The sequence below is a fragment of the Microbacterium sp. JB110 genome (genome assembly GCF_003335195.1).
In the GTDB taxonomy this organism is placed as follows: domain Bacteria; phylum Actinomycetota; class Actinomycetes; order Actinomycetales; family Microbacteriaceae; genus Microbacterium.
This window is the reverse complement of sequence record NZ_QPGM01000005.1, coordinates 191,044-213,923: the sequence shown is the minus strand read 5'-3', so window position 1 is coordinate 213,923 and position 22,880 is coordinate 191,044. Positions and strand designations below refer to the sequence as shown.

The window sequence follows — 22,880 nt, the reverse complement described above, 5'->3', positions numbered from 1 at the left end:
GGCAGAACATACTCCCCTCAGCGCATGGTACTCATCGCGGCGTGTGGGTCGCACCATGCGAAGCAGGAGAGGCGCGTCACTCCCACTCGATGGTGGCCGGCGGCTTGCTCGTCACGTCGAGGGCGACCCGGTTGACATCCGGAACCTCGTTCGTGATCCGGTTGGAGATCTTCGCCAGCACGTCGTACGGCAGGCGCGTCCAGTCGGCCGTCATGGCGTCCTCGCTGGAGACCGGACGCAGCACGATGGGGTGGCCGTAGGTGCGGCCGTCTCCCTGCACTCCGACGCTGCGCACATCGGCCAGCAATACGACAGGGCACTGCCAGATCTCCTGGTCGAGGCCCGCAGCGGTCAGCTCCTCGCGGGCGATCGCGTCGGCCGCGCGGAGCGTCTCGAGACGGTCGTGCGTGACCTCGCCGATGATCCGGATGCCCAGGCCCGGCCCAGGGAACGGCTGACGGCCGACGATCGCTTCGGGAAGGCCGAGGTCGCGGCCGATCTGGCGCACCTCGTCCTTGAACAGCGTGCGCAACGGCTCGATCAGACCGAAGTCGAGGTCGTCCGGCAGTCCGCCGACGTTGTGGTGGCTCTTGATGTTGGCCGTTCCCGACCCGCCGCCGGACTCCACGACATCCGGATACAGCGTGCCCTGCACGAGGAACTTGATCGGCTCGCCTTCGGCCTTGGCCTCGTCTACGAGCTCGCGCTGCACACGCTCGAAGGCCCGGATGAACTCCCGGCCGATGATCTTGCGCTTGGTCTCAGGGTCGGTGACGCCCTCGAGGTGACCGAGGAACGTGTCCTCCGCGTCGACTGTGATGAGGCGCACGCCGGTGGACGCGACGTAGTCGTTCTCGACCTGCTCTCGCTCGCCCTTGCGGAGCAGACCGTGGTCGACGAAGACGGCGGTGAGCTGGTCGCCGATCGCGCGATGCACGAGGGCCGTGGAGACGGCGGAGTCGACGCCGCCGGACAGCGCCGAGATCACGCGCGCCGAGCCGACCTGCTCGCGGATGCGGGCGACCTGCTCGTCGATGACGTTGCCGGTGTTCCAGTCGGCGGGCAGCCCGGCAGCGCGGTGCAGGAAGTTCTCGATGACGCGCTGACCGTGGTCTGAGTGCTTCACCTCGGGGTGCCACTGCACGCCGTAGAGGCAGGCGTCGGCGTTGCCGAAGGCCGCGACGGGCGTCGAGGAGGTCGATGCGAGCACCTCGAAGCCCTCTGGTGCGCGCGAGACGGCGTCGCCGTGGCTCATCCACACGTTCTGCTCGGCCGGTGTGCCCTCCAGCAGCGTTCCGCCTGCGCCGGAGAGGGTCGCGTCGGTTGCGCCGTACTCGCGCCCACCCGTGTGCGCGACCTCGCCGCCGAGCGCCTTCGCCATCATCTGGAAGCCGTAGCAGATGCCGAGCGTCGGGATGCCGAGGTCGAAGATCGACGCGTCGAAGTCGGGGGCGCCCTCGGCGTACACCGAGCTGGGACCGCCGGAGAGGATCATCGCGACGGGGTTCTTCGCCTCGATATCAGCGCGCGTGACGCTGTGCGGCACGAGTTCGCTGAAGACGCCGGCCTCGCGCACGCGGCGTGCGATCAGCTGCGCGTACTGCGCTCCGAAGTCGACGACCAGAACAGGTCGCTGGACGGTGTCGACGCTCATCCGGCGACCTCCTGGTTGGATCCGTTGTTCTTCGCCGCAAGCTTCTCCGCGACGTTCTTCTCGCGCTCGGCGAGATAGGTCTTGACCTCGCGCGCCACGCGCGTCTCCATCACGAAGGACAGGAACGGCACGACGCCGCCGCCGGCAAGGGCGACGAACCGGATGAAGCCCCAGCGCATCAGGCTCCAGAGTCGGAAGCACGCGAAGAGATACACGACGTAGAACCAGCCGTGCACCACCAGGATGCCGAGGGAGAGGTTCACCCCGTCGCCTGCGGATTCCATCACACAGGCGCTGCCCGCGCCCATTGCGAGCTTCGAGTACCACTCGCAGTCTGCGCCGACCGCGACGTCGGCGAGCCAGAGGAATCCGCCTGATCCTCCGGCGAACAGCTCGACGTGCAGCGGCGAGTACTTCAGCACCATCTCGGCCACGAGCAGGAGCAGACCGACGCCCGTGATGACCGAGCAGATCTGATAGAAGCGCAGCGCCCCTCGAATCTTCGGGAAGGAAGAGAGCTTGGGTTGCGCCATGTCTCCAGTCTAATCGGCCGTTTGCTGTGCCCCCGCCGTGCTCGCTGCGCTTCTTGGGCGCTCCAGATGAGCGGCGCCCAGGTGCGTGCACTCCCAGGCCGAGGAGGGAAGGCGCACTGCGTGCGCCGACCGACGAGAACGCCGGAGGGTGCGTGCCTGGGTGCCGCTCAGGCCTCGTCGGGATCGAAGCCTTCCATCTCCTCGATCTCGCGCTGCTGGGCGTCCTTCGCGAGGCGGTACCAGAGGTAGAACGCGAAGCCGGCGAAGACCGCCCACTCGACCGCGTAGAAGATGTTCAGCCAGTTGACGGGGCTCGCCACCTCGGGGGCGGGCGAGACGATCGGGTCGAGCCCGACCTCGGCGATGCCGGCCTCCGGATCGAGCGTCGCCAGGAACGCGCGGTAGGTCGGTCCCGGCACCTCGTCCCACTGCCCGAGGAGCGCGGCAGGCGACATCCGGGGCATATCGAACGGGTCGTCGCCGGTCGGCGGGGTCGGGCCCTCGTCGGAGATGATGCGGCCGGTCAGGTCGACGACGGCGGACGGATCGGCTTCGGTCTCCAGCGCGGCGACGGCGTCATCCGCCTGTGCGCGCGATTCGACGAACCCGATCGCGACGGCGAGGGACGAGTCGTCGGCGAGCTGCAGGCGCCCCGTCACCCAGAAGCCGTCGACGTCGTCGTTGCTGCGGGAGGAGACGACGAGGAAGTCATCCGGATCCCATGCGCCCGACACGTCGACCCGCTGGCCGACGAATTCCTCCGCCAGGTACTGGGCGGGAGCCACCACATCGTCGAGCGACACGACCTCCTCGGTCGCGCCTGCCGCCGGCGGATCCAAGTCGACTGCGCGCGCGAGCTGCCACTGGCCGAGCCATGCGAAGACGCCCGCGACGATGAGGCAGAAGCACAGCATCGTGAGCCAACGCGGGCGGAGCATGACTTCCCGCAGCGTCGGCGGGAAGACGAGCTCCGATTCCTCAGGCGTGCTCACGTCGGTCGATCAGACTCCGTACGGCGCGACGACGACCTCGACGCGCTGGAACTCTTTGAGATCGGAGTAGCCCGTCGTCGCCATCGACTTGCGCAGGGCGCCGATGAGGTTCGCCGTGCCGTCCGACACAGCGGCCGGTCCGTACAGCAGCTCTTCGAGGGAGCCGCGCACGTCGACCTTGATCCGGCGGCCCCGCGGCAGCTTCTTGTGGTGCACCTCCGGGCCCCAGTGGAATCCCTGACCAGGCGCGTCCGTGGCGCGGGCGAGTGCGACGCCGAGCATCACGGCGTCCGCCCCCATGGCGAGGGCTTTGACGATGTCTCCGGATGTTCCCACGCCGCCGTCGGCGATGACGTGCACGTAGCGCCCGCCCGACTCGTCGAGGTAGTCGCGGCGCGCGGCGGCGACGTCGGCGATCGCGGTCGCCATCGGCGCGTGGATGCCGAGCGTGGTGCGCGTGGTCGACGCCGCTCCCCCGCCGAAGCCCACGAGCACGCCGGCCGCGCCGGTGCGCATCAGGTGCAGGGCGGCCGTGTACGTGCTGACGCCGCCGACGATCACCGGCACGTCGAGATCGTAGATGAACTTCTTCAGGTTCAGCGGCTCGAGGTCGCTGGAGACGTGCTCGGCAGAGACGGTGGTGCCCCGGATGACGAACAGGTCGACGCCGGCGGCGACGACGGTCTCGTAGAACTCCTGGGTGCGCTGCGGCGTGAGCGAACCGGCGACGGTGACACCGGCCGCGCGGATCTCCTCGAGGCGCGTCGAGATGAGCTCCGCCTTGATCGGCTCCGCGTACAGCTGCTGCATGCGCGAGGTGGCCACCTCATCCGGGAGCGACGCGATCTCGTCGAGCAGCGGCTGCGGGTCGGCGTAGCGGGTCCACAGCCCCTCGAGATCGAGCACGCCGAGACCGCCGAGCTCGCCGAGCCGGATGGCCGTCTGCGGGCTCATCACGGAGTCCATCGGCGCGCCGATCACCGGGGTCTCGAACTGGAAGGCGTCGATCGACCAGCTGGTCGAGACGTCCTCGGGGTTGCGGGTGCGCCGGGAGGGAACCACCGCGATGTCGTCGAGTGCGTACGCCCGCCGCGCCCGCTTGGCGCTGCCCAGCTCAATCTCCATGCTCACGTTCTCACCCTATCTTCTCGCCCCGACCACTCGCCCCGAGCCCCCGACGCCCCACCCCGCTGCCGAGATGCGCACTTCTCGTCGAGATGCGCCGTTTTCGTGCGCTTCTCGAACGAGAACAGCGCATCTCGCGAGCCTGCGCCGACAATCTGATTCCCGAATCGACGCCCACGTAAGAGGTATGTTGCGGTTCTGTTTCCGCGACCGATTCGCTCCGCGGCCGCCCATAGGTTGAAGCCGCACGCGATGGCGATTCGGGGCGACTTTCTTCATGGGCTCCCCGGAAGCCGCGGCGTGCTCCGCTTCCCCCGACCAGCAGGAGACTCTGTGCCCCGTTCCGTTCGCCCGATGAGACCCGTTGTGGTCGCCGCCCTCATATGTGCCCTGTCTGTGCCCGTGCTCTCAGCGACTCCGGCAGCAGCCGATCCGCTCACTCTCGACGGCCCCGACTGGAGCGTCACCGACGTGCCGGGCGGCTACGAAGTGGTCAAGCAGCTCGACGAGCCGCTGGAGGTTCGGTCCGACCTCCCGACTCTCTGGGCCGACGGCGTCGATCTCGGTGCGGCGACCGAGTCGCTCGATGGTCTCACGCTCACTGTCACGACAGCCGATCCGGCCGCGGCGAATCCAGACGACGTGCTGCAGGGTTGGGCGGGCGTCGGCGATCCGGCCGCGGAGCCGGTGCAGCGCCAACAGCAGATCGTCGAATCTGCCGCGCCCTCTGTGCCTTCGCCGTCATTGGCAGCGGATCCGTCCGACCGCGGCGAGTACGCCATCGAACGGCATGACTACGATCTCGGTGATGAGGCCGTCGAGCTGCGCGGCTTCGATCGCCGGGGTGAGATCCGCGCGTCGGTCTTCACACCGATCGGAATCGAGGGCGAGCGACCTGTTGCCCTCTTCCTGCACGGCCGCCACACGGCGTGTGCAGGAGGGACGCGCAACCCTGAAGCGTGGCCCTGCAATCCGGATCAAGTCGATATCCCGAGCCACAAGGGATACGACGACGCTGCGGAGGTGCTCGCAAGCCAGGGGTACGCGGTCGTCTCGATCTCCGCCAACGCAATCAATTCACTCGACGGTTCCCTGGCCGATGACACCGGGGCCGCGGCGCGCGGCCAGCTCGTCCTCGACCACCTCCAGCTGCTCCGCGATGCGAACGCCGGTGCAGCACCGGATGGAGTCGATCCAGCGCTGAAAGGGCGACTGGATCTCGACAACGTCGGCCTGATGGGCCATTCCCGCGGCGGCGAAGGCATCATGCGCGCAGCGGTCCTCAACTTCGAGCTCGATGACCCATTCGGCATCCGGGGCCTGCTGCCGCTCGCACCGACGGATTACACGCGCATCACCGTCCCCGGCATCCCGACGGCCACGATCCTGCCGTACTGCGACGGCGACGTTGAGGACCAGATGGGCCAGAAGTACATCGACGACTCGCGCCACGCCTTCGGTGACGATGTCCTGCGCTCGTCCGTACTGGTGATGGGCACGAACCACAATTTCTTCAACACCTATTGGACCCCGGGGAAGTACGACGTCGCCACAAGCGACGACTGGGCGATCATGGACCGTTCGCAAACAGACCCCGTCTGCGGCGAAAGCGCACCGACTCGCCTCGACGCAGACGCCCAGTACGCCTTCGGCACCGCCTACATCGCCGGCTTCTTCCGCCTCACACTCGGAGAAGACGAGCAGTTCCTCCCGATGTTCGACGGTTCGGACGCCGTACCGTCCTCCGCCGGCGACTCGGACGTCAGAGTCAGCGCGACCCTGCCCTCCTCACGGCGCTTCGACATCGACAACTTCGCCTCCCCCGGAACGCCGGTGCAGCTGGCCGGTGCAGGTGACTTCGCCATCTGCGAGAGTCTCAAACCGCTTCAGGTGCCCGGTACGCTCCCGTACTGCGTCAACGACCTCGGCTTCGCCCAGGCACCCGACTGGAGCACCCTCGGTTGGAACGGCAAAGCGGGATCAGTCCCGTCCACCCCCGCCATGCACTTCACCTATGAGGCTCCGGACTCCGATGAAGAGGCAGCAGGCGAACTGCGCGTGCCTGTGCCTGGGGGAACGGTCGACGCGACAGCATATGCGCAGCTGTCATTCCGAGTCTCGCCCGACGAGAACGTCACGGATGCCACCAGCCTCGACGTCACTCTCGTCGACGGATCGGGCGGCCAGGCAACCGTGTCGGCGTCGGAGTTCGGGGACGCATTGACGGTGCTCCCCGGAACGGAGAACCCGTTGCGCAAGGTGCTGCTCCAGCAGATCACGATCCCGCTCGCGGAGTATGACGGCGTGGAGCTCGCCGACGTCCGCCAGGTGCGTCTCACGGCGCCACGGGAGGACGGCGGAGTCCTGCTCTCTGACCTGTCGTTCATCGGCGAGCCCACGCTCGGGACGGTGGAGGTCTCCTCGCGACCTGCGGTTTCGGTCCCGGATGTGAAGGTCGAAGAGGGCGCCGGCGTGGGAAGCGTCGACGTTCCCATCGTGCTCTCGCGGCCCGCAACGACGCCCGCCACGGTATATCTCACCGTGCTCGGTTCTCCCGCGGGTCAGGTAGGCGCCGTCATGCAGAAGGTCGACTTCGCTGAAGGGGAGGTCTGCGCATCGGTCACGGTGCCGATGCAGGGCGACCGCAGCGCGAGCGCTTCGACGACGGCCTCGTACGTCACGAACGTGTCGAACACTCAGCGCGGCGCCACAATCGGCGACTCGTTCGGCGCGATCGTGCTGCGTGAGGACGATGGCGTGCAGGACGACGACGGGCAGCCCGTCGACCCGATTCCTGCCGTCGGCTCTCAGGGCGATGCGTGTGTCGAGGCGCTCGCAGAACCGGGCGCTCTGTCGGTCTCGCCGGCATCCGCTGCGCCGGGCGAGAAGGTCACCATCACCGGAGACGGCTTCCGCGCGGGCGAATCGGTGAGTCTCGAACTCCGTTCGGATCCGGTGCCGATGGGCTCGGTGACGACCGACGACGGAGACGTTTCATTCGAAGCGACGTTGCCGACGGATGCGGAGGTGGGCGATCACACGTTCGTCGCCACCGGCTACGGATCGGGCTACGCCCAGACGGCAGCCTTCAACATCGCCGACCCGAGCGCGCCGACTGATCCGACCGACCCCGGCGAGCCGACGGATCCGACTGATCCCGGCGAGCCGACGGATCCGACTGATCCCGGTGAACCGACCGATCCCGGCGACTCCGGAGACGCGGACACGTCCTCAGATGGCGACTCGGGAAGCGACCCGGACGATACAGGAGTCGGGGCACCGGCCGCTGATGGTCCGGACGACCTGGCGGTGACCGGCGCAGACGTCGCGGGTTGGGCTGCAGCCGGGGCCCTTCTGATCCTGGGAGGTCTTGTCGCACTCAGCAGACGACGCGCCTCGGCAAAGGGGATCACTGGTCAGCAGGTGTGACGACCCTGCTCCTGCCCAGGAGTTGATGCGCCGCCGGTGATGCAGGAGCTTCACCGGCGGCGCATCAGCGTTCACCACCCGACGAGATGATCGTCCGCCCGGATCAGCTCCGGTAGTTCGGCGCCTCGACCATCATGGCGAGGTCGTGCGGGTGCGACTCCTTCAGGCCGGCCGGCGTGATCCGCACGAACTTGCCTCGCGCCTTCAGCTCGGGCACGGAGCCGCCGCCCACGTAGAACATGGTCTGACGCAGTCCGCCGACGAGCTGGTGCACGACCGAGGCCAGCGGGCCGCGATAGGCGACCTGGCCTTCGATTCCCTCGGCGATCAGTTTCTCGTCGCTGGGCACATCGGCCTGGAAGTAGCGGTCCTTCGAGTACGAGGTGTTCTTGCCGCGCGTCTGCATGGCGCCCATCGATCCCATGCCGCGGTACGCCTTGAACTGACGGCCGTTGGCGAAGATCAGGTCGCCAGGCGACTCCTTCGTGCCTGCCAGGAGCGATCCGAGCATCACCGAGTCGGCACCGGCGACGAGCGCCTTGCCGATGTCGCCCGAATGCTGCAGCCCGCCGTCGGCGATCACGGGAACGCCTGCAGGAATGGCGGCCTTGGCCGACTCGTAGATCGCGGTGATCTGCGGAACGCCGACGCCCGCGACGATGCGCGTGGTGCAGATCGAGCCAGGGCCGACTCCGACTTTGATGGCGTCAGCGCCTGCGTCGATGAGCGCCTGTGCGCCCTCGCGGGTCGCCGCCTGCCCACCGATCACGTCGACGTGCGCGGCCGCCGGGTCGTTCTTGAGCCGGGAGATCATGTCGAGCACGCCTTGGCTGTGGCCGTTGGCCGTGTCGACGACGAGCACGTCGACGCCCGCATCGACGAGCGCCATCGCCCGCTCGTACCCGTCGCCGAAGAAGCCGACAGCGGCTCCTGCGCGCAGCCGCCCCTCGTCGTCCTTCGCGGCGAACGGGTAGTCCTCTGCCTTGTCGAAGTCTTTGACGGTGATGAGCCCCTGCAGAGTGTCGGCGTCGTCCACGAGCGGGAGCTTCTCGATGCGGTGCTTCGCCAGCAGCTCGAGAACCTGCTCGCGGGGAGTGCCCACCGGCGCCGTGACGAGCGGCATCCGGGTCATCTTCTCGCGCACCTTCATCGTGGCCCACTCCGCGCGAGGCACGAATCGGGTGTCGCGATTGGTGATGATGCCGAGCAGCCTGCGGTTCTCGTCGACGACGGGAAGGCCGGAGACGCGGAAGTGCGCACACAGTGCGTCGAGCTCGGCGAGCGTTGCCTCTGGTGTCACCGTCACCGGGTCGGTGATCATGCCGGACTCCGAGCGCTTGACCTGATCGACCTGCTTGGCCTGATCCTCGATGGAGATGTTGCGGTGGATGATGCCGATGCCGCCCTGGCGTGCCATCGCGATCGCCATGGACGCCTCTGTGACCGTGTCCATCGCTGCGGAGGCCACCGGGATGTTCAGCGAGATCCGCTTGGTCAGTCGGGTCGATGTGTCCGCCTCAGACGGAATCACGTCGGTGTGCCCCGGCAGGAGCAGCACATCGTCATACGTCAGCCCGACGAAGCCGAAGGGATCGTGGTCAGTCATGGGCAGCACCTCTCCTGTGGAACTCGGCTCGCGTGGCTTGTGACCTGCGCCTGTTGCACATTCTAAGTCGCGCGAACGTGCAGATATTCCGTGTGCCGAGCCGAGCTGCGGATGAGCACCTCGGCTCACACCGGTGCGACGGTCTCGTCCGTGATGTGTCGGGCCGCGCGCCTCGCCCGGCGGCCGCGGCGGGAGGAGCGCAGGATGTCGACGATGAGCAGCGCGCACGCGACCCACACGAGCGCGAAGCCGGTGAGCCGCTCTGGCGGCATCGCCTCGCCGAGGAAGAAGACGCCGGTGATGAACTGCAGGATCGGGGCGATGAACTGCAGCATGCCCATCGTCGAGAGCGACACGCGTCGCGATCCGGCGGCGAACAGCAGCAGCGGCACCGTCGTGACAGCACCCGCGCAGGCGAGGGCGACGGCGTGCCAGAAGCCGCTCACGCCGAAGGTGAGGCCCGTCGTCGCGGCGACCAGCACGAGCTGAGCGATCGCGATGGGTGTCAGCCACAGCGTTTCGAGCGCGAGACCGCCGACGGCGTCGACCGCGGGGCCGATGCGGTTCTTCACGAGGCCGTAGAACCCGAAGGACAGCGCCATCGCCAGCGACAGCCATGGCACGGCGCCGTACCCCACGACGATCACGCCGACCGCCACGGCGACGACGCCGATGGCAGCCCACTGCAGCGGGCGCGGGCGCTCGCGCAGGAAGATGACCGCGAGCAGCACCGTCACAATCGGGTTGATGAAGTACCCGAGGCTCGCCTGCAGCACCTGACCGCTCTGCGCGGCGATCAGGAACGCCTGCCAGTTCACGTAGATGAGAAGGCCGGCCAGCACGGTCCACCACACCAGCCGGGGGTTGCGCAGCACGGCAGCCAGCCGGCGCCATCCGCGCGTGAAGGTGAGCAGCACGGCGCACAGCACCAGCGACAGGATCACCCGCCAGGCGACGACCTCCCATGGGCCGGTCGGCGCGAGCAGGACGAAGTACAGCGGCAGGAAGCCCCACAGCAGGTACGCACTGAACCCGTACCCTGTTCCTGCCATCCGCACACGTGCGTCATCCGGGTCGCTGCTCACCGGACAAGCCTAGTCTCGCGGGGCATGTCGGGCGCCGCGAAGGACTGTCCGCGCACAGGACAACAGATCGCGCGTTCACGAACACGTTCTGCGGGGATCGGTGTTATCATGCGCGCATTCTGTTCGCGAACGCGCGCAGTCCGCCGCACCCGGGCGTGGCCGGCTCACCGGACACGCAAAGAACCCCGGACCGCCAGGGCCCGGGGTTCTGAGGAACGCGGTGTCAGCGAACGACGACGGCGAGCACGTCGCGCGCCGAGAGCACCAGGTACTCGTCAGCGCCGAACTTCACCTCGGTGCCGCCGTACTTGCTGTAGAGCACGCGGTCGCCGACTGCGACGTCGACCGGAACGCGGTTGCCGTTGTCGTCGATGCGGCCGGGACCAACGGCCACGACCTCGCCCTCCTGGGGCTTCTCCTTGGCAGTGTCGGGGATGACCAGACCGCTGGCGGTGGTCTGCTCTGCCTCGACCTGCTGAATGACGATGCGGTCCTCGAGCGGCTTGATGGAAACCGACACGGTGTACCTCTTCCCTGTGGTGTCAGAAGACTATAGGTTCGCACTCTCAATGCGAGAGTGCTAACGGCAGTTTAGGACGCTCTCTGGCACTCTCGCAACGCGAGTGCCAATTTTGTTTCGCCCGACGCCGATCGGGGAGCAGGAGAGGCCGGATGATGACCCGTTCGCCACCGGCACCGACACGTAGGCTGGGCGGATGGAACAGGCGGAGATCGATGCCCTCCTCACGCGCGAGGGGCTCGCTCTCCTCGACTCCCTCGACCCGGTCGAGACGGCGACCGATGTGGCGCACTCGGTCTCGCGGCTGCGGGCAGCAGGACATTCTCCCGATCTGGTCTCCGCCGTGGTCGGCCAGGCACGGCTGCGCGTGCGGGCGACGGCGAAGTTCGGCGACATGGCGAATCGGATGCTGTTCACACGCGCAGGGCTCGAGCAGGCCACGCGCACATCCGTCGCGATGCGGCACGCCGAACGGATGCGGCGGGCGGGCATCTCGTCCGTTGCAGACCTGGGCTGCGGCATCGGCGGCGACTCCCTCGCCTTCGCCGGCGTCGGTATGCGCGTGCACTCGGTCGACGCCGACGAGGTGACCGCGGCCATCGCCGCATTCAACCTGGCGGCTTTCCGTCCCGAGTGCACCGTCGCGCACGGCACGGCCGAGCGTGCCGACCTCACGGGGGTCGACGCCGTGTGGCTCGATCCCGCGCGCCGAACCGGTGGCCGCACGGAGACGCAGCGGGTGGGCGCCGACGCGTACTCGCCGCCGCTTGACTGGACCTTCGACCTCGCCTCGCGCATGCCGGCCGGCGTGAAGCTCGGCCCCGCGCACGATCGGGACGCGCTTCCGGAGGACTGCGAGGCCCAGTGGATCAGCGTCGACGGTTCGACGGTCGAGCTCGTCATCTGGACCGGCGCGCTCGCACGGGAGGGCGTGGGCAGGTCCGCGCTCGTGCTGCGCGGCGACAGCGCCCACGAGCTCACCGCCCCGACCGACGCCGAGGACGAGCCGGTCCGCGAGCTGGGAGCGTACGTGCACGAGCCGGAGGGCGCCGTCATCCGCGCCAGACTCATCGGCGACGTGGCACGCGCGCTGGAGGCCGGCCCCGTGGCATCCGGAATCGCGTATCTCACCGGCGATGCCGCCGCGACGAGCCCGTTCGTCTCGTCGTTCCGCGTGCGCGAGACGCTGCCGGCCGACGTCAGACATCTCGGCAAGGCCCTGCGGGCCCGCGGCATCGGCACGCTCGAGATCAAGAAGCGCGGCGTCGACATCGACCCCGCCGTGCTGCGCCGCAGGCTCGCCCTGCGCGGCGACGAGGCCGCAACGCTCATCCTCACCCGCATCGACGGAAGGCGCGTGGCCGTGCTCGCCGATCGGGTCTGACGACCGGGTTCACCTGACACGTTTAGTGGGTGTCGCGATGGTCTGCCCACGACTGGCGTCAGGTGAACGGTGCGCACGTACGATGAAGGCCATGGAGTACTGCGTTTTCACCGAGCCCCAGCAGGGCGCCTCGTACGACACCCAGCTCGACTTCGCTCAGGCCGCGGAACGGCACGGCTTCACGGGGTTCTTCCGCTCCGATCACTATCTGAAGATGGGCGAGTTCTTCGACGGCCTGCCCGGCCCGACCGACGCCTGGACGACGCTCGCCGGCCTGGCACGCGAGACCAGCACCATCCGGCTCGGCACGCTGGTGTCGTCGGTGACCTATCGTTTGCCCGGACTGCTCGCGCTCCAGGTCGCGCAGGTCGACCAGATGTCGGGCGGCCGCGTCGAGCTGGGCCTGGGCACCGGATGGTTCGAAGCCGAGCACGCGGCGTACGGCATTCCGTTCCCCGCCAAGCGCTTCTCACACCTGGAGGAGCAGCTCGAGATCGTCACCGGGCTGTGGGGCACGCCGCACGGAGAGACGTACTCGTTCGAGGGGCGCCACTACCGGCTCGATGATTCCCCCGCACTGCCGAAACCGGTTCAGCAGCCGATCCCGCTGATCGTGGGCGGCCCTGGCCCCAAGCGCACTCCCGCGCTCGCAGCGAAGTACGCCAGCGAGTTCAACATCGTGTTCCAGACGGAAGAGGTGACAGCCGACCGGTTGCAGAACGTGGTCCGCGCGTGCGAGGCGATCGACCGCGACCCCGCCACGCTCAAGCGCACCGTCGGCCTGACCACCCTCGCCGGCGCGACCGAGCAGGACGTGCGTCGCCGCGCCGCGAACACCGGCGTCGATCTCGACGACTTCCGCGCCGGCTACACGTTCTGCGGATCTGCGGACGAGATCGTCGACCGCGTCGGCACACTGATCGAGCACGGCGCCGAGCGCATCTACTTCCAGATGATCGATATGACCGATCTCGACCACCTCGCCTACCTCGGCGAGGAGATCCTGCCAAAGCTCCCCCGCTGAGGCGGGCAGGCCCAGTTCGCCGCGGTGCTCGGGCTCACGCCATCGCGCTATCGCGGCGAATCATGACGGCGCTTCGCCCTCATCCGGCTCCGGATGTCGCGCAGGGCCGGTTCGAGCTGCGGATGCTGGAACTCGTAGCCCGCGTCGACGAGGCGCCTCGGCTCGACCCAGCGGCTCTTCAGCACGAGCTCCGACTCGGTGCGAAGCGCCCACATCGCCGGCTCGATCATCCAGCGCCATGCCGGCAGCCCGATCGGCATGCCGACCGTGCGACGCAGGGCGCCCATCAGGGCGCGGTTGTCCGGCGTGACGGGGGCGGCGAGGTTGATCGGGCCCGAGATGTCGGCTCGGTCACGCAGGAACCGGATGGCGCCGATCACGTCGTCGATGTGGATCCAGCTGAACTTCTGACGGCCGCCGGTGTGCTCGGAGTGGAATCCGTCGCGGCTCGGGTCCGGGCCGATCCCTCGGTACCGGTTGTGGCGGAACCACCAGCCGCCGGACTGCCAGCCGCCGAGCCCGACGCGTGCCAGCCGGAAGAACAGCGCCGTCGCAGGCCCGTCGCCGAGGCAGATCGATGTGCGCAGCGCGACGCGTCGCGTCCGCGGCAGGTCGCCTGCGAAGAACTCCTTCTCCCAGGTGCGGGCGACGTCGCAGGAGAAGCCCCAGCCGATGTCCCCGGATTCCTCGCTCTGCGGCCGGTCCATCGCGTCGCGGTAGATCGTCGCGGTGCTGGCGTTGAACCACACCTTCGGCGGGTTGTCGCTGGCGGAGACCGCCTCGCGCAGCTCCCGCGTTGTGTCCACGCGCGAGCGCAGGATCTCGTTGCGATTGGCGTCGTCGTATCGGCAGTTGACCGACTTTCCCGCCAGGTTGATGAGCAGTTCGGCTCCGGTGACGGCGTCGAGGATCGCCGCGGCCTCGCCCCAGCGCACCGCCTCGCTCCGCCCGATCGAACGGACCTCGTATCCTTCGTCGACGAGCGCTTCGCGCAGGGCCGAGCCCATGAAGCCGCTTGCGCCGGCGATCACGGCGACCCGATCCGGATGTGTCATCGTCGCTCCTCGAAGAAGGCTTCCAGCGGCGCCCGCGTCTCCTGCTCCATCACACCACCGATGACCTCGGCGCGGTAGGGCAGACGCCGATCGCGCACCACGTCGTACATCGACCCGGCGGCGCCCGCCTTGTCATCCCATGCGCCGAAGACCAGGCGCGAGATGTGCGCCTGCAGCAGCGCGCCGGCGCACATCAGGCACGGCTCGAGCGTGACGACGAGCGTGCATCCGGAGAGGTTCCATCCGCCCCGCTGGGAGGCGGCCTCACGCAGCGCCGCGATCTCGGCGTGCGCGCTCGGATCCCCCGTCGACTCTCGACGGTTCCGTCCTCGGCCGATGACGGTGCCGGTCGGGTCGGTCACGACCGCACCGACCGGCACCTCGCCTGCCGCAGCGGCCTCTTCGGCGAGCGCGAGCGCGCCGCGCATGAGGTCGACGTCGGCGCGGTCAGGAGTCATGCCCTCAGATTACGGTGTGACCACGGCTCGTCCGCGCAAGGTGCCCTCGTGCAGACGGGCGTATGCCTCCGCGGCGTCGTCCAGGGAGAAGCGCTCGATCTCCACCTTCACGTTTCCTGCTTCGGCGAGGGCGAGCACATCCATGAGCTCCGAGCGCGAACCCCAGTACGGCGCGCGCACCGTGGCGTCGAACGGACTGCCCAGCGTGCCCATTGCGATCTCGGCACGGCCGACGCCGACGAGCACCTGGTCGGATTCGGTGCCGCGGAGCTTGGTGCCGAGGTCGGCTGTCACCTGCGCACCGACGAAGTCGAAGATCGCGGTGACAGCGGGCTGCCCCGTGGCCCCACGAATCGCGTCGACGGCGTCATCGTTCGAGAGGAACGCGTGGTGGGCACCCACGTCCTTCGCGAGCTCGAGCTTGGCTTCGTCGACGTCGAGGGCGATCACCGTGGCGGGAGTCAGCGACCTCAGAATCTGAATCGCGACGTGACCGAGCCCACCCGTGCCGATGACCACTGCGGTCGATCCGGGAACAAGCTTCGCCAGCGACCCCTTGATCGCGTGGTACGGCGTCAGCCCGGCATCGGTGAGTGCGACGTTCTCGGCGGCGTCGAGGTCTCCGAGCGGAACCAGGAATCGCGGCGAATCGACGATCATGTACTCGGCCATCGACCCGTCGTGTCCGAGCCCGGGAGGCGTGATGCCGAGCTCTGCGGCCCGCTCGCAGTAGTTCTCCTTGCCCTGGGCGCATTGGTAGCAGCGTCCGCAGCCCCACGGGCCGTAGACGGCGACAGCATCGTCGAGAGCGACCTCCGTGACGCCCTCTCCGAGCTTGTCGACGATGCCCGCGCCCTCGTGTCCGAGCGTCATCGGCAGCGGATAGGCGGCCGTGTACTGCTCCTCGTCGAGGCCCATGACGAACGAATCGGAGTGGCACGCACCGGCCGCCGTGACTCTGAGACGCACCTGGCCGGGTCCCGGTTCCGGTGTCGGCACCTCTTGAACGCGCGGAGGCTTGCCGATTTCGACGTACTGAAGTGCCTTCATTGAAGTCAACCTTTCTCGTTCGCGAAGCGGAGCATCCCCGCCGTTCCATCCTCTCGCGGAACTGGCATCGAAGCCCCGGGCTGGCCCGTTCATCGAGAGCATCTCGCCTCGGGCGAACTCCACGACGACACTTCGGTCCGTCACGATTCGGAAGCACGCCGAGTAGCCTGTTCTCATGCGCCTGCACGTCGCGGATCACCCGCTCATCACGCACAAACTGACCGTCCTCCGCGACAAGCGAACTCCGTCACCCGTCTTCCGGCAGCTGACGCACGAGCTCGTCACGCTTCTCGCCTACGAGGCCACGCGCGATGTCCGCGTGACGCCGCGTGAGATCGAGACGCCGGTGACGACGACGGTGGGCGTCGAGATCAGCAGCCCGCGGCCGCTGGTGGTGCCCATCCTGCGCGCGGGGCTCGGCATGCTCGAGGGCATGACGACGCTGATCCCCACGGCGGAGGTCGGTTTTCTCGGCATGGTGCGCGACGACGAGACGCTCCAGCCGATGACGTATGCCGAGCGGCTCCCGGATGACCTGAGCGGCCGGCAGTGCTTCGTGGTCGACCCGATGCTCGCGACGGGCGGTTCGCTGGGCGCCGCCATCGAGTTCCTGTTCGCGCGCGGCGCGGACGATGTCACCGCGGTGTGCCTGCTGGGCACTCCGGAGGGCGTGAAGATGATCGAGGACATGGTCGGGAATCGCAACGTGCACCTCGTGCTGGGCGCGCTCGACGAGGGACTCGACGACAACGCCTACATCGTTCCCGGTCTCGGCGACGCCGGCGACCGGCTCTACGGCACGGTCTGAGCGACCTCTCCCCCGCGCGGCGCTTCCGCATCCGGTCCGCCGCGACGCATGCGCGCTCGACTCAGGCGTGCTCGGGCGCGGCGCTGACGACGGTCGGCCCCGAGGTCTCCTGCGTCCGACCGCTGGCCGAGACGGCGCCGACGAGCCTCGCGAAGGCACTCATCCGCGACACGCCCTCCGGCGTGTGCGGCAGGTCGTCGAGCAGCGCCGGACTGTGCACGACGTAGGCGGCGACCTTCGCTCGACTGATCGCGACGTTGAGGCGGTTCTCGAGCAGCAGGAATTCGGGGCCGCGGGGCGCATCGCGGCCGGATGAGGCGGCCAGCGTCAGGATCGCCACGGCGGCTTCCTGCCCCTGGAACTTGTCGACGGTGCCCACGCGCACGTCGCCGAACCCCGCGTCCGACAGCACGCGCTCGACGAGCTGCTGCTGTGCGTTGTACGGGGCGACGACGATCACGTCTGCCTGCGTCAGCGCACGAGCGGGCTCGCTGGCGGCCTGTTGTTCGTCGTCGATCGAGATGTCGACGAACTCCCGGCCGATCGTCTCGCGAACGATCCTGAGCACCTCTGCGGCTTCCTCAGGCGAATCGGTGACGTTGCCGCGGTGCGCGACGGCGACCGAATGCACGCCGGGCGCGATTCCGGTGACGGAGCGTCGCTCGGCGCCGGCGCGGGAACGCAGCTGGCCACTGTAGGAGAGGTCGGAGACCGGCCGCGCCACATCGGGGTGCAGCCGCCAGGTCTGCGCGAGGAAGTAGCCGTGCCCTGCCGGGAGCACCGCTTCGCCTCGCATCAGCCAACCGAGCGCCGACGTGTCGATCGGAGCGGGGTGGGTTCCCTGGCTGACCTGAGGAAGCTGCTGCGGGTCGCCGAGCAGGAGCAGTCGGCGCGACGCCATCGACACTGCGATCGTCGACGCCAGTGAGAACTGACCTGCCTCATCGACGACGAGCAGGTCGAGTGCACGGCGGTCGACGCGTGTGGTGTTCGCGAAGTCCCAGGCCGTGCCGCCGATGACGTAGCCCTTCGACGTCGAGCGCCCCTGCTGGAACGCGGCGAGGCCGTTCTTCGGCACGACGGTGAACGTCTCGCCGTTCGCACGTGCCCCGCCCTTGAGCGTCTTGCCGACCTGATCGGCAGGGACTCCGGCAGCCACCACGCGGTCGAGCATGTTCTCCACGACTGCGTGCGACTGTGCCACGACGCCGACCTTCCAGCCGTGGTCGTTGACGAGCCGCGCGATCACGTGCGAGCCGACGTAGGTCTTCCCCGTGCCTGGCGGACCCTGCACCGCGAGGTAGGTGGGAATGCTCAGCAGCGAGAAGACGATCGCGTCGACGTCGTTGCCGATCGAGGACGACATCACACGCCCTGCGTGATGATCGGCGCGCAGCGAACGCAGGATGTCGGTGGCCGGGTCGACCGGGTAGGCGCCGTCGCTGGCGCCGACGTTCTTCTCGCCCAGGAGCAGCTGGTCGGCCCACTCGTCGATTGCGCCCTGCTGCGCCCCCGCGGGCGGCGGCTTCGGCGGCGTCATCGCGACGGGCAGCTCGTGCCAGGTGTTGCCGGCGACGGCGAACTCCTCGACGATCGCACCGTCGTCGAGCGTCTCCACGACCCGCGCCTCCCGCGGCACGTGGATCCAGCGGTTCGACGCGCCATCGGCCGGGAACGGCGCGGGCACCGGATAGAGCAGGTACGGGCTCGCCCCTTCACGCAGCCTGGTGCCTGGGGCGACATCGCCTCGCAGTTCGATCAGTCGGCGCTCGGCGCGCCGACCGTCGGGCACATGCCAGTCCTGCACGACGTCGGAGCGGCGCAGGTCGACGATGACGACGTCGCGCGTCTCGCCCCACAGCGACATGGGTTCGCGGAGGCGTTCGAAGTGCCCCTGCCAGAATGCCTTCTGCTCGCGCGGATAGTAGTCGATGGCAGCCGCGGCCAGGCGGAGTGCATTCTCGTCGGCCCCTGCGGCTTCAGCAGGGTCGCGCGATTCGCGCAGCTCCTCGGCGCGCGCGTTCAGCGCCGTGGCGCGGGGCGACGGCTCGTACGCATCTGAAGGGCGATCCTCGGGTGCGGCAGGGAGCACCTGCGATTCGCGTGCGCGCTCGACGAGCCAATCGCGCAGGCGCCGGGTGGAGACGCAGTCGTAGCGGTTGTAGTCGGCGAGGTCGTCGAGGATCTGCTGTGCGTCGTCGGCGCGGCCGGACTCGAGCATTCCGCGGGCCTCGACATAGCGGCCGATCGAGTCGTCGCCCTTCTGCACGTCCTGCGTGCGCACCTCTGCCCCCATGTACAACGGCTCGAGCTTCTTGATCGAGTACGACCTGGAACCGACGCGAAGGGCGTTCTTCACGATCGGGTACAGGTCGACGAACACCTCGTCGCGCAGCATGCGGTCGACATCGGCCTCACGCACGCCGTGCCGTGCGGCCATCGCAGCGAGGTGACTCGGCTCGTACGGCGCGTAGTGGTAGATGTGCATACCGGGCGAGGCGCGCCTGCGCGTGGCGACGAAGTCGCAGAACCGTTCGAGCGCTTGTCGCTCAGCATCCAGATCGTGCGCCCAGAGCGGTGTGTACTGCTCGTCGAGGTCGACCCAGCCGAACAGGTAGTCGATGCCCCAGGCGAGCCGGCCGTCCGGAAGCGACTCGCTGTGCAGCGGGTCGCCCTCGAAGTCGAAGAAGATGTCGCCGCGGTCGGGTCGCGGCATCGCGCCCAGTGCAGCGGGGTTGACGACCTCGTACAGCGGTGCGCCCGTGCCGTCGCGCTCGGTCTCCACCTGCAGGCGCGCCTGAGTGCGCAGTGCCTGGAACGCCTCGTCGCCCATCCTGGCCGGCTTCTCGGTCGCCTCGGCGAGTGCGTCGATCGTGTCGATGCCGACCTCGCGCAGCCGGTCGCGCTGGGTGACGCGCATACCGGCTACGAGCAGCACGTCGCGGTGGAGCTCGACCTGCCGCTGGCATGTTGCGCATCGACCGCAGGTTCGCACGTCGAGCGCCCCGCGCCGGTCGCCCCACGCGATCGGCGCGTACGCCCCGCCCTGCTCGACCCTGCGGTCGGCGATCAGCGCCCTGATGCGATCGCGCCGCACGAAGAACAGCGGCAGCACATCGTCGACGCGGTGCGTCGAGGTCGTGCCGTCGCCGAGGAGCAGATCGACCTCACTCGATCTGGTGACGCCGAGACGATCGAGCTGGTCGACGTAGGCGCCGAGCTGCATCAGTGCCGTCGACTTCGCGCGACGGGCGAGCTTGGTGTCCTGCACGCGCCACGCGCCGCTCTCGTCGCGCACGATGAAGTCGGCGAACCCGACGAACTCCTGGGTCTGGAACGCCGCTTGGAAGACGACCTCGGCGTGAGGATTCGCCAGGGCCGCTGCCGTCTCGTCCGTGGCACGCGCCATGCCCTCCGCGTCACCCGACCGTACCGAGGCGATCTCGATGACCGCGTCGCCGCGCTCGGCTCGATAGCGCTCGAGCACCCGTTCCTCGTGCGCGTCGCCCATGCGCGCCGCACGCTCGAGCATCTCGTCGTCGGGTTCCTCCACCGCCTCGACGCGGCCCAGCCTCGCGTCGAGCGCCCACAGCCACTCGAACTCGCAGTTCGCGCTCACGGTCATGTCGCTCGCGCTGAACACGACCCGCTGCTCGGAAGGAATGTATCTCACGCTTCGAGGCTACGCGGGCCCTCCGACATCCCCGGCGCGGGGTGTCGCCCTTCCCCTTCCGATACCCCAAACTGCACCACCACCGTCGGCGCACCGCTTCCGGTCCCCCGAGCTGCACCAACGCCGCACCGGAACCGCACTTCCGGGAACCGGAACGCCCGGCCAGACCAGAAACACCCGCGCACCCGCACGCTCGCGGCCCGCGTGCCAGACTTGGGGCGTGATCGACTTCGACTTCGCCAGCGCATATCGGCACGGCTTCGCGCGCGTCGCGGCCTGCACCGTCCCGGTCGCCGTCGCCGACCCGGCCGCCAATGCCGAGGCCGTCATCTCCAGCGCGCGCGAACTCGACGACGCCTCCGTCGCGGTCGCGGTGTTCCCCGAACTGGCGCTGTCGGGCTATGCCATCGACGACCTCGTCATGCAGGACGCGCTGCTCGATGGCGTCGAGACCGCAGTGGAGCAGATCCGCGCGGCGTCCGCCGACATCATGCCGCTCATGTTCGTCGGCGCCCCGCTGCGCCACGGCAACCGCATCTACAACTGCGCCGTCGCGATCCACCGCGGCGAGATCCTCGGAGCCGTGCCGAAGTCGTACCTGCCCACGTACCGGGAGTTCTACGAGCGCCGCTGGTACGCAGACGGCGCGGGCGCGACCGGCTTCATCCGGCTGAACGGCGGCGACGTGCCGTTCGGCCCCGACCTGCTCTTCCGTGCGGCGGACGTTCCGGATCTCACGGTGCACGCCGAGGTCTGCGAGGACCTCTGGGTGCCCGTCCCCCCATCGGCTCTGGCGGCGCTGGCCGGCGCGACCGTGCAGGTGAACCTCTCTGGCAGTCCGATCACGATCGCGCGCGCCGACGAGCGCCGGATGCTCGTGCAGTCTTCGTCCGCACGGAACCTGTCGGCGTATGTATATGCCGCTGCCGGCATGGGCGAGTCGACGAACGACGTCTCGTGGGACGGCCAGACGATGATCTACGAGGCCGGCGCACTGCTGGCCGAGACGGAGCGCTTCCCCGACGGGCCGCGCAGCGCCGTCGCCGATGTCGACCTCGACCTGCTGCGGCAGAGCCGGGTGCGTCAGGGCACCTTCGACGACAACGCGCGGGCGACGCTTCCGGACGACAGCGGCTTCCGCACGGTCGAGTTCGAGCTGAACCCTCCGGCCGGCGACATCGGCCTGCGCCGCACCGTCGACCGGTTCCCGTTCGTTCCGGATGATCCGAAGCGGCTCGCGCAGGACTGCTACGAGGCGTTCAACATCCAGGTCGCAGGCCTGATGCAGCGCATGCGCCAGATCGGCGATCCGCGCCCTGTGATCGGCATCTCCGGCGGGCTCGACTCGACGCATGCTCTGCTGGTCATCGCCAGGGCGATGGACCGGATGGGCCGCGACCGCAGCGAGATCCTCGCCTACACGATGCCCGGATTCGCCACCAGCGAGCACACCAGGTCGAACGCCCTCGCGCTGGCCGAGTCGATCGGCGCCACCACCGAGACGATCGACATCCGGCCAGCCGCCCGCGAGATGCTCAGGCAGATGGATCACCCCTTCGCGCGCGGCGAGGAGGTCTACGACGTCACGTTCGAGAACGTGCAGGCGGGGCTGCGCACCGACTACCTGTTCCGGCTCGCGAACCACCGCGGCGGCATCGTGGTCGGCACGGGCGACCTCTCGGAGATCGCCCTCGGCTGGTCGACATACGGCGTCGGCGACCAGATGAGCCACTACGCCGTGAACTCCGGTGTGCCGAAGACGCTGATCCAGCACCTGATCCGCTGGGTGATCGCCGACGGCCAGGGCGTCACCGATGAGGAGGCCCGGGTGCTGCAGTCGGTGCTCGACACCGAGATCTCACCGGAGCTCGTCCCCGCAGGTCAGGACGGCGAGGTGCAGTCGACAGAAGACACGATCGGCCCGTACGCGCTGCATGACTTCGCCCTCGCGCACGTGCTGCGCTTCGGCACGAGGCCGTCGAAGATCGCATTCCTCGCCGAGCATGCATGGGCGGACCCGCAGTCGGGCGCATGGCCCGCAGGGTTCCCGGACGATGAGCGCTTCGGCTACGACCGGGAGACGATCCTGCGCTGGCTGCGGGTGTTCATCCGGCGCTTCTTCGGCTTCGCGCAGTTCAAACGCACCGCGATCCCGAACGGCCCGAAGGTCTCCGCGATCGGATCCCTCTCACCCCGCGGCGACTGGCGCGCCCCCTCGGACGGCAATGCCCGCGCCTGGCTCGCAGAGCTCGACGCGGCCGTCGACGCGGGCTGAGCCGGGCACCGCTCCCCCGCGTACGGTCAGATACGGAATGCGACAAGCGGCGAACTCCGCCCTTCTGCTCACTCGTCGAGACGACGGAGCAAGCGTTCGCTGATCAGTTCGGCCGCACTGTTCAGTTCGTACCCCGGCGGCCAAGCTGTCACCAAAGGGTCCAGGTCGTGCCGAAAGTTCGAATCGTCGAGCTTGCGCAGCAGGTTCTC

16 protein-coding genes are annotated in these 22,880 nt (G+C 68.7%); 5 read left to right on the top strand and 11 right to left on the bottom strand.

What is annotated here, in order from left to right; all coding sequences use genetic code 11:
• Nucleotides 1–76: 76 nt before the first annotated feature.
• The 4 genes from guaA to CIK77_RS10815 form a co-directional block, all read right to left on the bottom strand.
• Nucleotides 77–1,654, bottom strand: coding sequence for a glutamine-hydrolyzing GMP synthase (guaA, locus tag CIK77_RS10830; protein WP_087056741.1), 1,578 nt, complete (start codon nt 1,652–1,654; stop codon nt 77–79).
• Entirely contained in the window at nt 1,651–2,187 is a 537-nt protein-coding gene (locus CIK77_RS10825; RefSeq protein ID WP_087056742.1) for a DUF3817 domain-containing protein, read from the bottom strand. Before CIK77_RS10825 ends, guaA begins: the two co-directional genes overlap by 4 nt.
• A gap of 167 nt (nt 2,188–2,354) precedes the next feature.
• Entirely contained in the window at nt 2,355–3,179 is an 825-nt protein-coding gene (locus tag CIK77_RS10820) for an SURF1 family protein (RefSeq protein ID WP_332841613.1), read from the bottom strand.
• A 9-nt stretch (nt 3,180–3,188) separates the two neighbouring features.
• Nucleotides 3,189–4,304 (bottom strand): GuaB3 family IMP dehydrogenase-related protein, encoded by a 1,116-nt coding sequence (locus CIK77_RS10815; protein ID WP_087056743.1) that lies wholly within the window; start codon nt 4,302–4,304, stop codon nt 3,189–3,191.
• Between the two features lie 354 nt (nt 4,305–4,658).
• Here CIK77_RS10815 and CIK77_RS10810 point away from each other — a divergent pair, with 354 nt between their 5' ends.
• Nucleotides 4,659–7,733: a hypothetical protein gene (locus CIK77_RS10810; RefSeq protein ID WP_140403510.1), complete on the top strand. Its 3,075-nt coding sequence runs from the start codon at nt 4,659–4,661 to the stop codon at nt 7,731–7,733.
• A 103-nt stretch (nt 7,734–7,836) separates the two neighbouring features.
• Here CIK77_RS10810 and guaB read toward each other — a convergent pair whose 3' ends face one another.
• The 3 genes from guaB to groES form a co-directional block, all read right to left on the bottom strand.
• The gene (gene guaB, locus CIK77_RS10805) at nt 7,837–9,339 is read right to left on the bottom strand and encodes an IMP dehydrogenase (RefSeq protein ID WP_087054479.1); all 1,503 of its coding nucleotides are present in this window, start codon (nt 9,337–9,339) and stop codon (nt 7,837–7,839) included.
• Nucleotides 9,340–9,464: 125 nt separating this feature from the next.
• On the bottom strand, nt 9,465–10,391 hold the full coding sequence (rarD, locus tag CIK77_RS10800) for an EamA family transporter RarD (protein WP_087054480.1): 927 nt from the start codon (nt 10,389–10,391) through the stop codon (nt 9,465–9,467).
• A 256-nt stretch (nt 10,392–10,647) separates the two neighbouring features.
• Nucleotides 10,648–10,944, bottom strand: coding sequence for a co-chaperone GroES (gene groES / locus CIK77_RS10795; protein ID WP_087054481.1), 297 nt, complete (start codon nt 10,942–10,944; stop codon nt 10,648–10,650).
• 196 nt (nt 10,945–11,140) lie between these two features.
• Here groES and CIK77_RS10790 point away from each other — a divergent pair, with 196 nt between their 5' ends.
• Both CIK77_RS10790 and CIK77_RS10785 read left to right on the top strand, forming a co-directional pair.
• Entirely contained in the window at nt 11,141–12,328 is a 1,188-nt protein-coding gene (locus tag CIK77_RS10790; protein WP_087054482.1) for a class I SAM-dependent methyltransferase, read from the top strand.
• Between the two features lie 91 nt (nt 12,329–12,419).
• Entirely contained in the window at nt 12,420–13,352 is a 933-nt protein-coding gene (locus CIK77_RS10785; RefSeq protein WP_087054483.1) for an LLM class F420-dependent oxidoreductase, read from the top strand.
• Between the two features lie 47 nt (nt 13,353–13,399).
• On the opposite strand, the gene CIK77_RS10780 is transcribed toward CIK77_RS10785, so the two are convergent.
• Genes CIK77_RS10780 through CIK77_RS10770 form a run of 3 tightly spaced genes read right to left on the bottom strand, consistent with a single transcriptional unit; the run spans nt 13,400 to nt 15,915 of the window.
• On the bottom strand, nt 13,400–14,407 hold the full coding sequence (locus tag CIK77_RS10780) for an epimerase (RefSeq protein WP_087054484.1): 1,008 nt from the start codon (nt 14,405–14,407) through the stop codon (nt 13,400–13,402).
• Nucleotides 14,404–14,865 (bottom strand): nucleoside deaminase, encoded by a 462-nt coding sequence (locus tag CIK77_RS10775; protein WP_249268530.1) that lies wholly within the window; start codon nt 14,863–14,865, stop codon nt 14,404–14,406. Before CIK77_RS10775 ends, CIK77_RS10780 begins: the two co-directional genes overlap by 4 nt.
• Before the next feature lie 9 nt (nt 14,866–14,874).
• Nucleotides 14,875–15,915, bottom strand: a complete 1,041-nt coding sequence (locus tag CIK77_RS10770; RefSeq protein ID WP_087054485.1) for an NAD(P)-dependent alcohol dehydrogenase — start codon at nt 15,913–15,915, stop codon at nt 14,875–14,877.
• Nucleotides 15,916–16,090: 175 nt separating this feature from the next.
• On the opposite strand from CIK77_RS10770, the gene upp reads away from it, so the two are divergent.
• Nucleotides 16,091–16,723 (top strand): uracil phosphoribosyltransferase, encoded by a 633-nt coding sequence (gene upp / locus CIK77_RS10765; RefSeq protein ID WP_087054486.1) that lies wholly within the window; start codon nt 16,091–16,093, stop codon nt 16,721–16,723.
• 61 nt (nt 16,724–16,784) lie between these two features.
• Here the strand turns inward: upp and CIK77_RS10760 are convergent, their stop codons facing one another.
• Nucleotides 16,785–20,396: a TM0106 family RecB-like putative nuclease gene (locus CIK77_RS10760; protein ID WP_442923144.1), complete on the bottom strand. Its 3,612-nt coding sequence runs from the start codon at nt 20,394–20,396 to the stop codon at nt 16,785–16,787.
• A 223-nt stretch (nt 20,397–20,619) separates the two neighbouring features.
• Between CIK77_RS10760 and CIK77_RS10755 the strand changes: the two genes are divergently transcribed.
• Complete coding sequence (locus CIK77_RS10755) at nt 20,620–22,671, top strand: NAD(+) synthase (RefSeq protein ID WP_249268531.1); 2,052 nt, start codon at nt 20,620–20,622, stop codon at nt 22,669–22,671.
• Nucleotides 22,672–22,880 lie beyond the last annotated feature (209 nt).

Coding starts and splice junctions, on each gene's coding strand:
- guaA (WP_087056741.1), bottom strand. CDS start 1,654: ATGAGCGTCGACACCGTCCAGCGACCTGTTCTGGTCGTCGACTTCGGA.
- CIK77_RS10825 (WP_087056742.1), bottom strand. CDS start 2,187: ATGGCGCAACCCAAGCTCTCTTCCTTCCCGAAGATTCGAGGGGCGCTG.
- CIK77_RS10815 (WP_087056743.1), bottom strand. CDS start 4,304: ATGGAGATTGAGCTGGGCAGCGCCAAGCGGGCGCGGCGGGCGTACGCA.
- CIK77_RS10810 (WP_140403510.1), top strand. CDS start 4,659: ATGAGACCCGTTGTGGTCGCCGCCCTCATATGTGCCCTGTCTGTGCCC.
- guaB (WP_087054479.1), bottom strand. CDS start 9,339: ATGACTGACCACGATCCCTTCGGCTTCGTCGGGCTGACGTATGACGAT.
- rarD (WP_087054480.1), bottom strand. CDS start 10,391: ATGGCAGGAACAGGGTACGGGTTCAGTGCGTACCTGCTGTGGGGCTTC.
- CIK77_RS10790 (WP_087054482.1), top strand. CDS start 11,141: ATGGAACAGGCGGAGATCGATGCCCTCCTCACGCGCGAGGGGCTCGCT.
- CIK77_RS10785 (WP_087054483.1), top strand. CDS start 12,420: ATGGAGTACTGCGTTTTCACCGAGCCCCAGCAGGGCGCCTCGTACGAC.
- CIK77_RS10780 (WP_087054484.1), bottom strand. CDS start 14,407: ATGACACATCCGGATCGGGTCGCCGTGATCGCCGGCGCAAGCGGCTTC.
- CIK77_RS10775 (WP_249268530.1), bottom strand. CDS start 14,865: ATGACTCCTGACCGCGCCGACGTCGACCTCATGCGCGGCGCGCTCGCG.
- CIK77_RS10770 (WP_087054485.1), bottom strand. CDS start 15,915: ATGAAGGCACTTCAGTACGTCGAAATCGGCAAGCCTCCGCGCGTTCAA.
- upp (WP_087054486.1), top strand. CDS start 16,091: ATGCGCCTGCACGTCGCGGATCACCCGCTCATCACGCACAAACTGACC.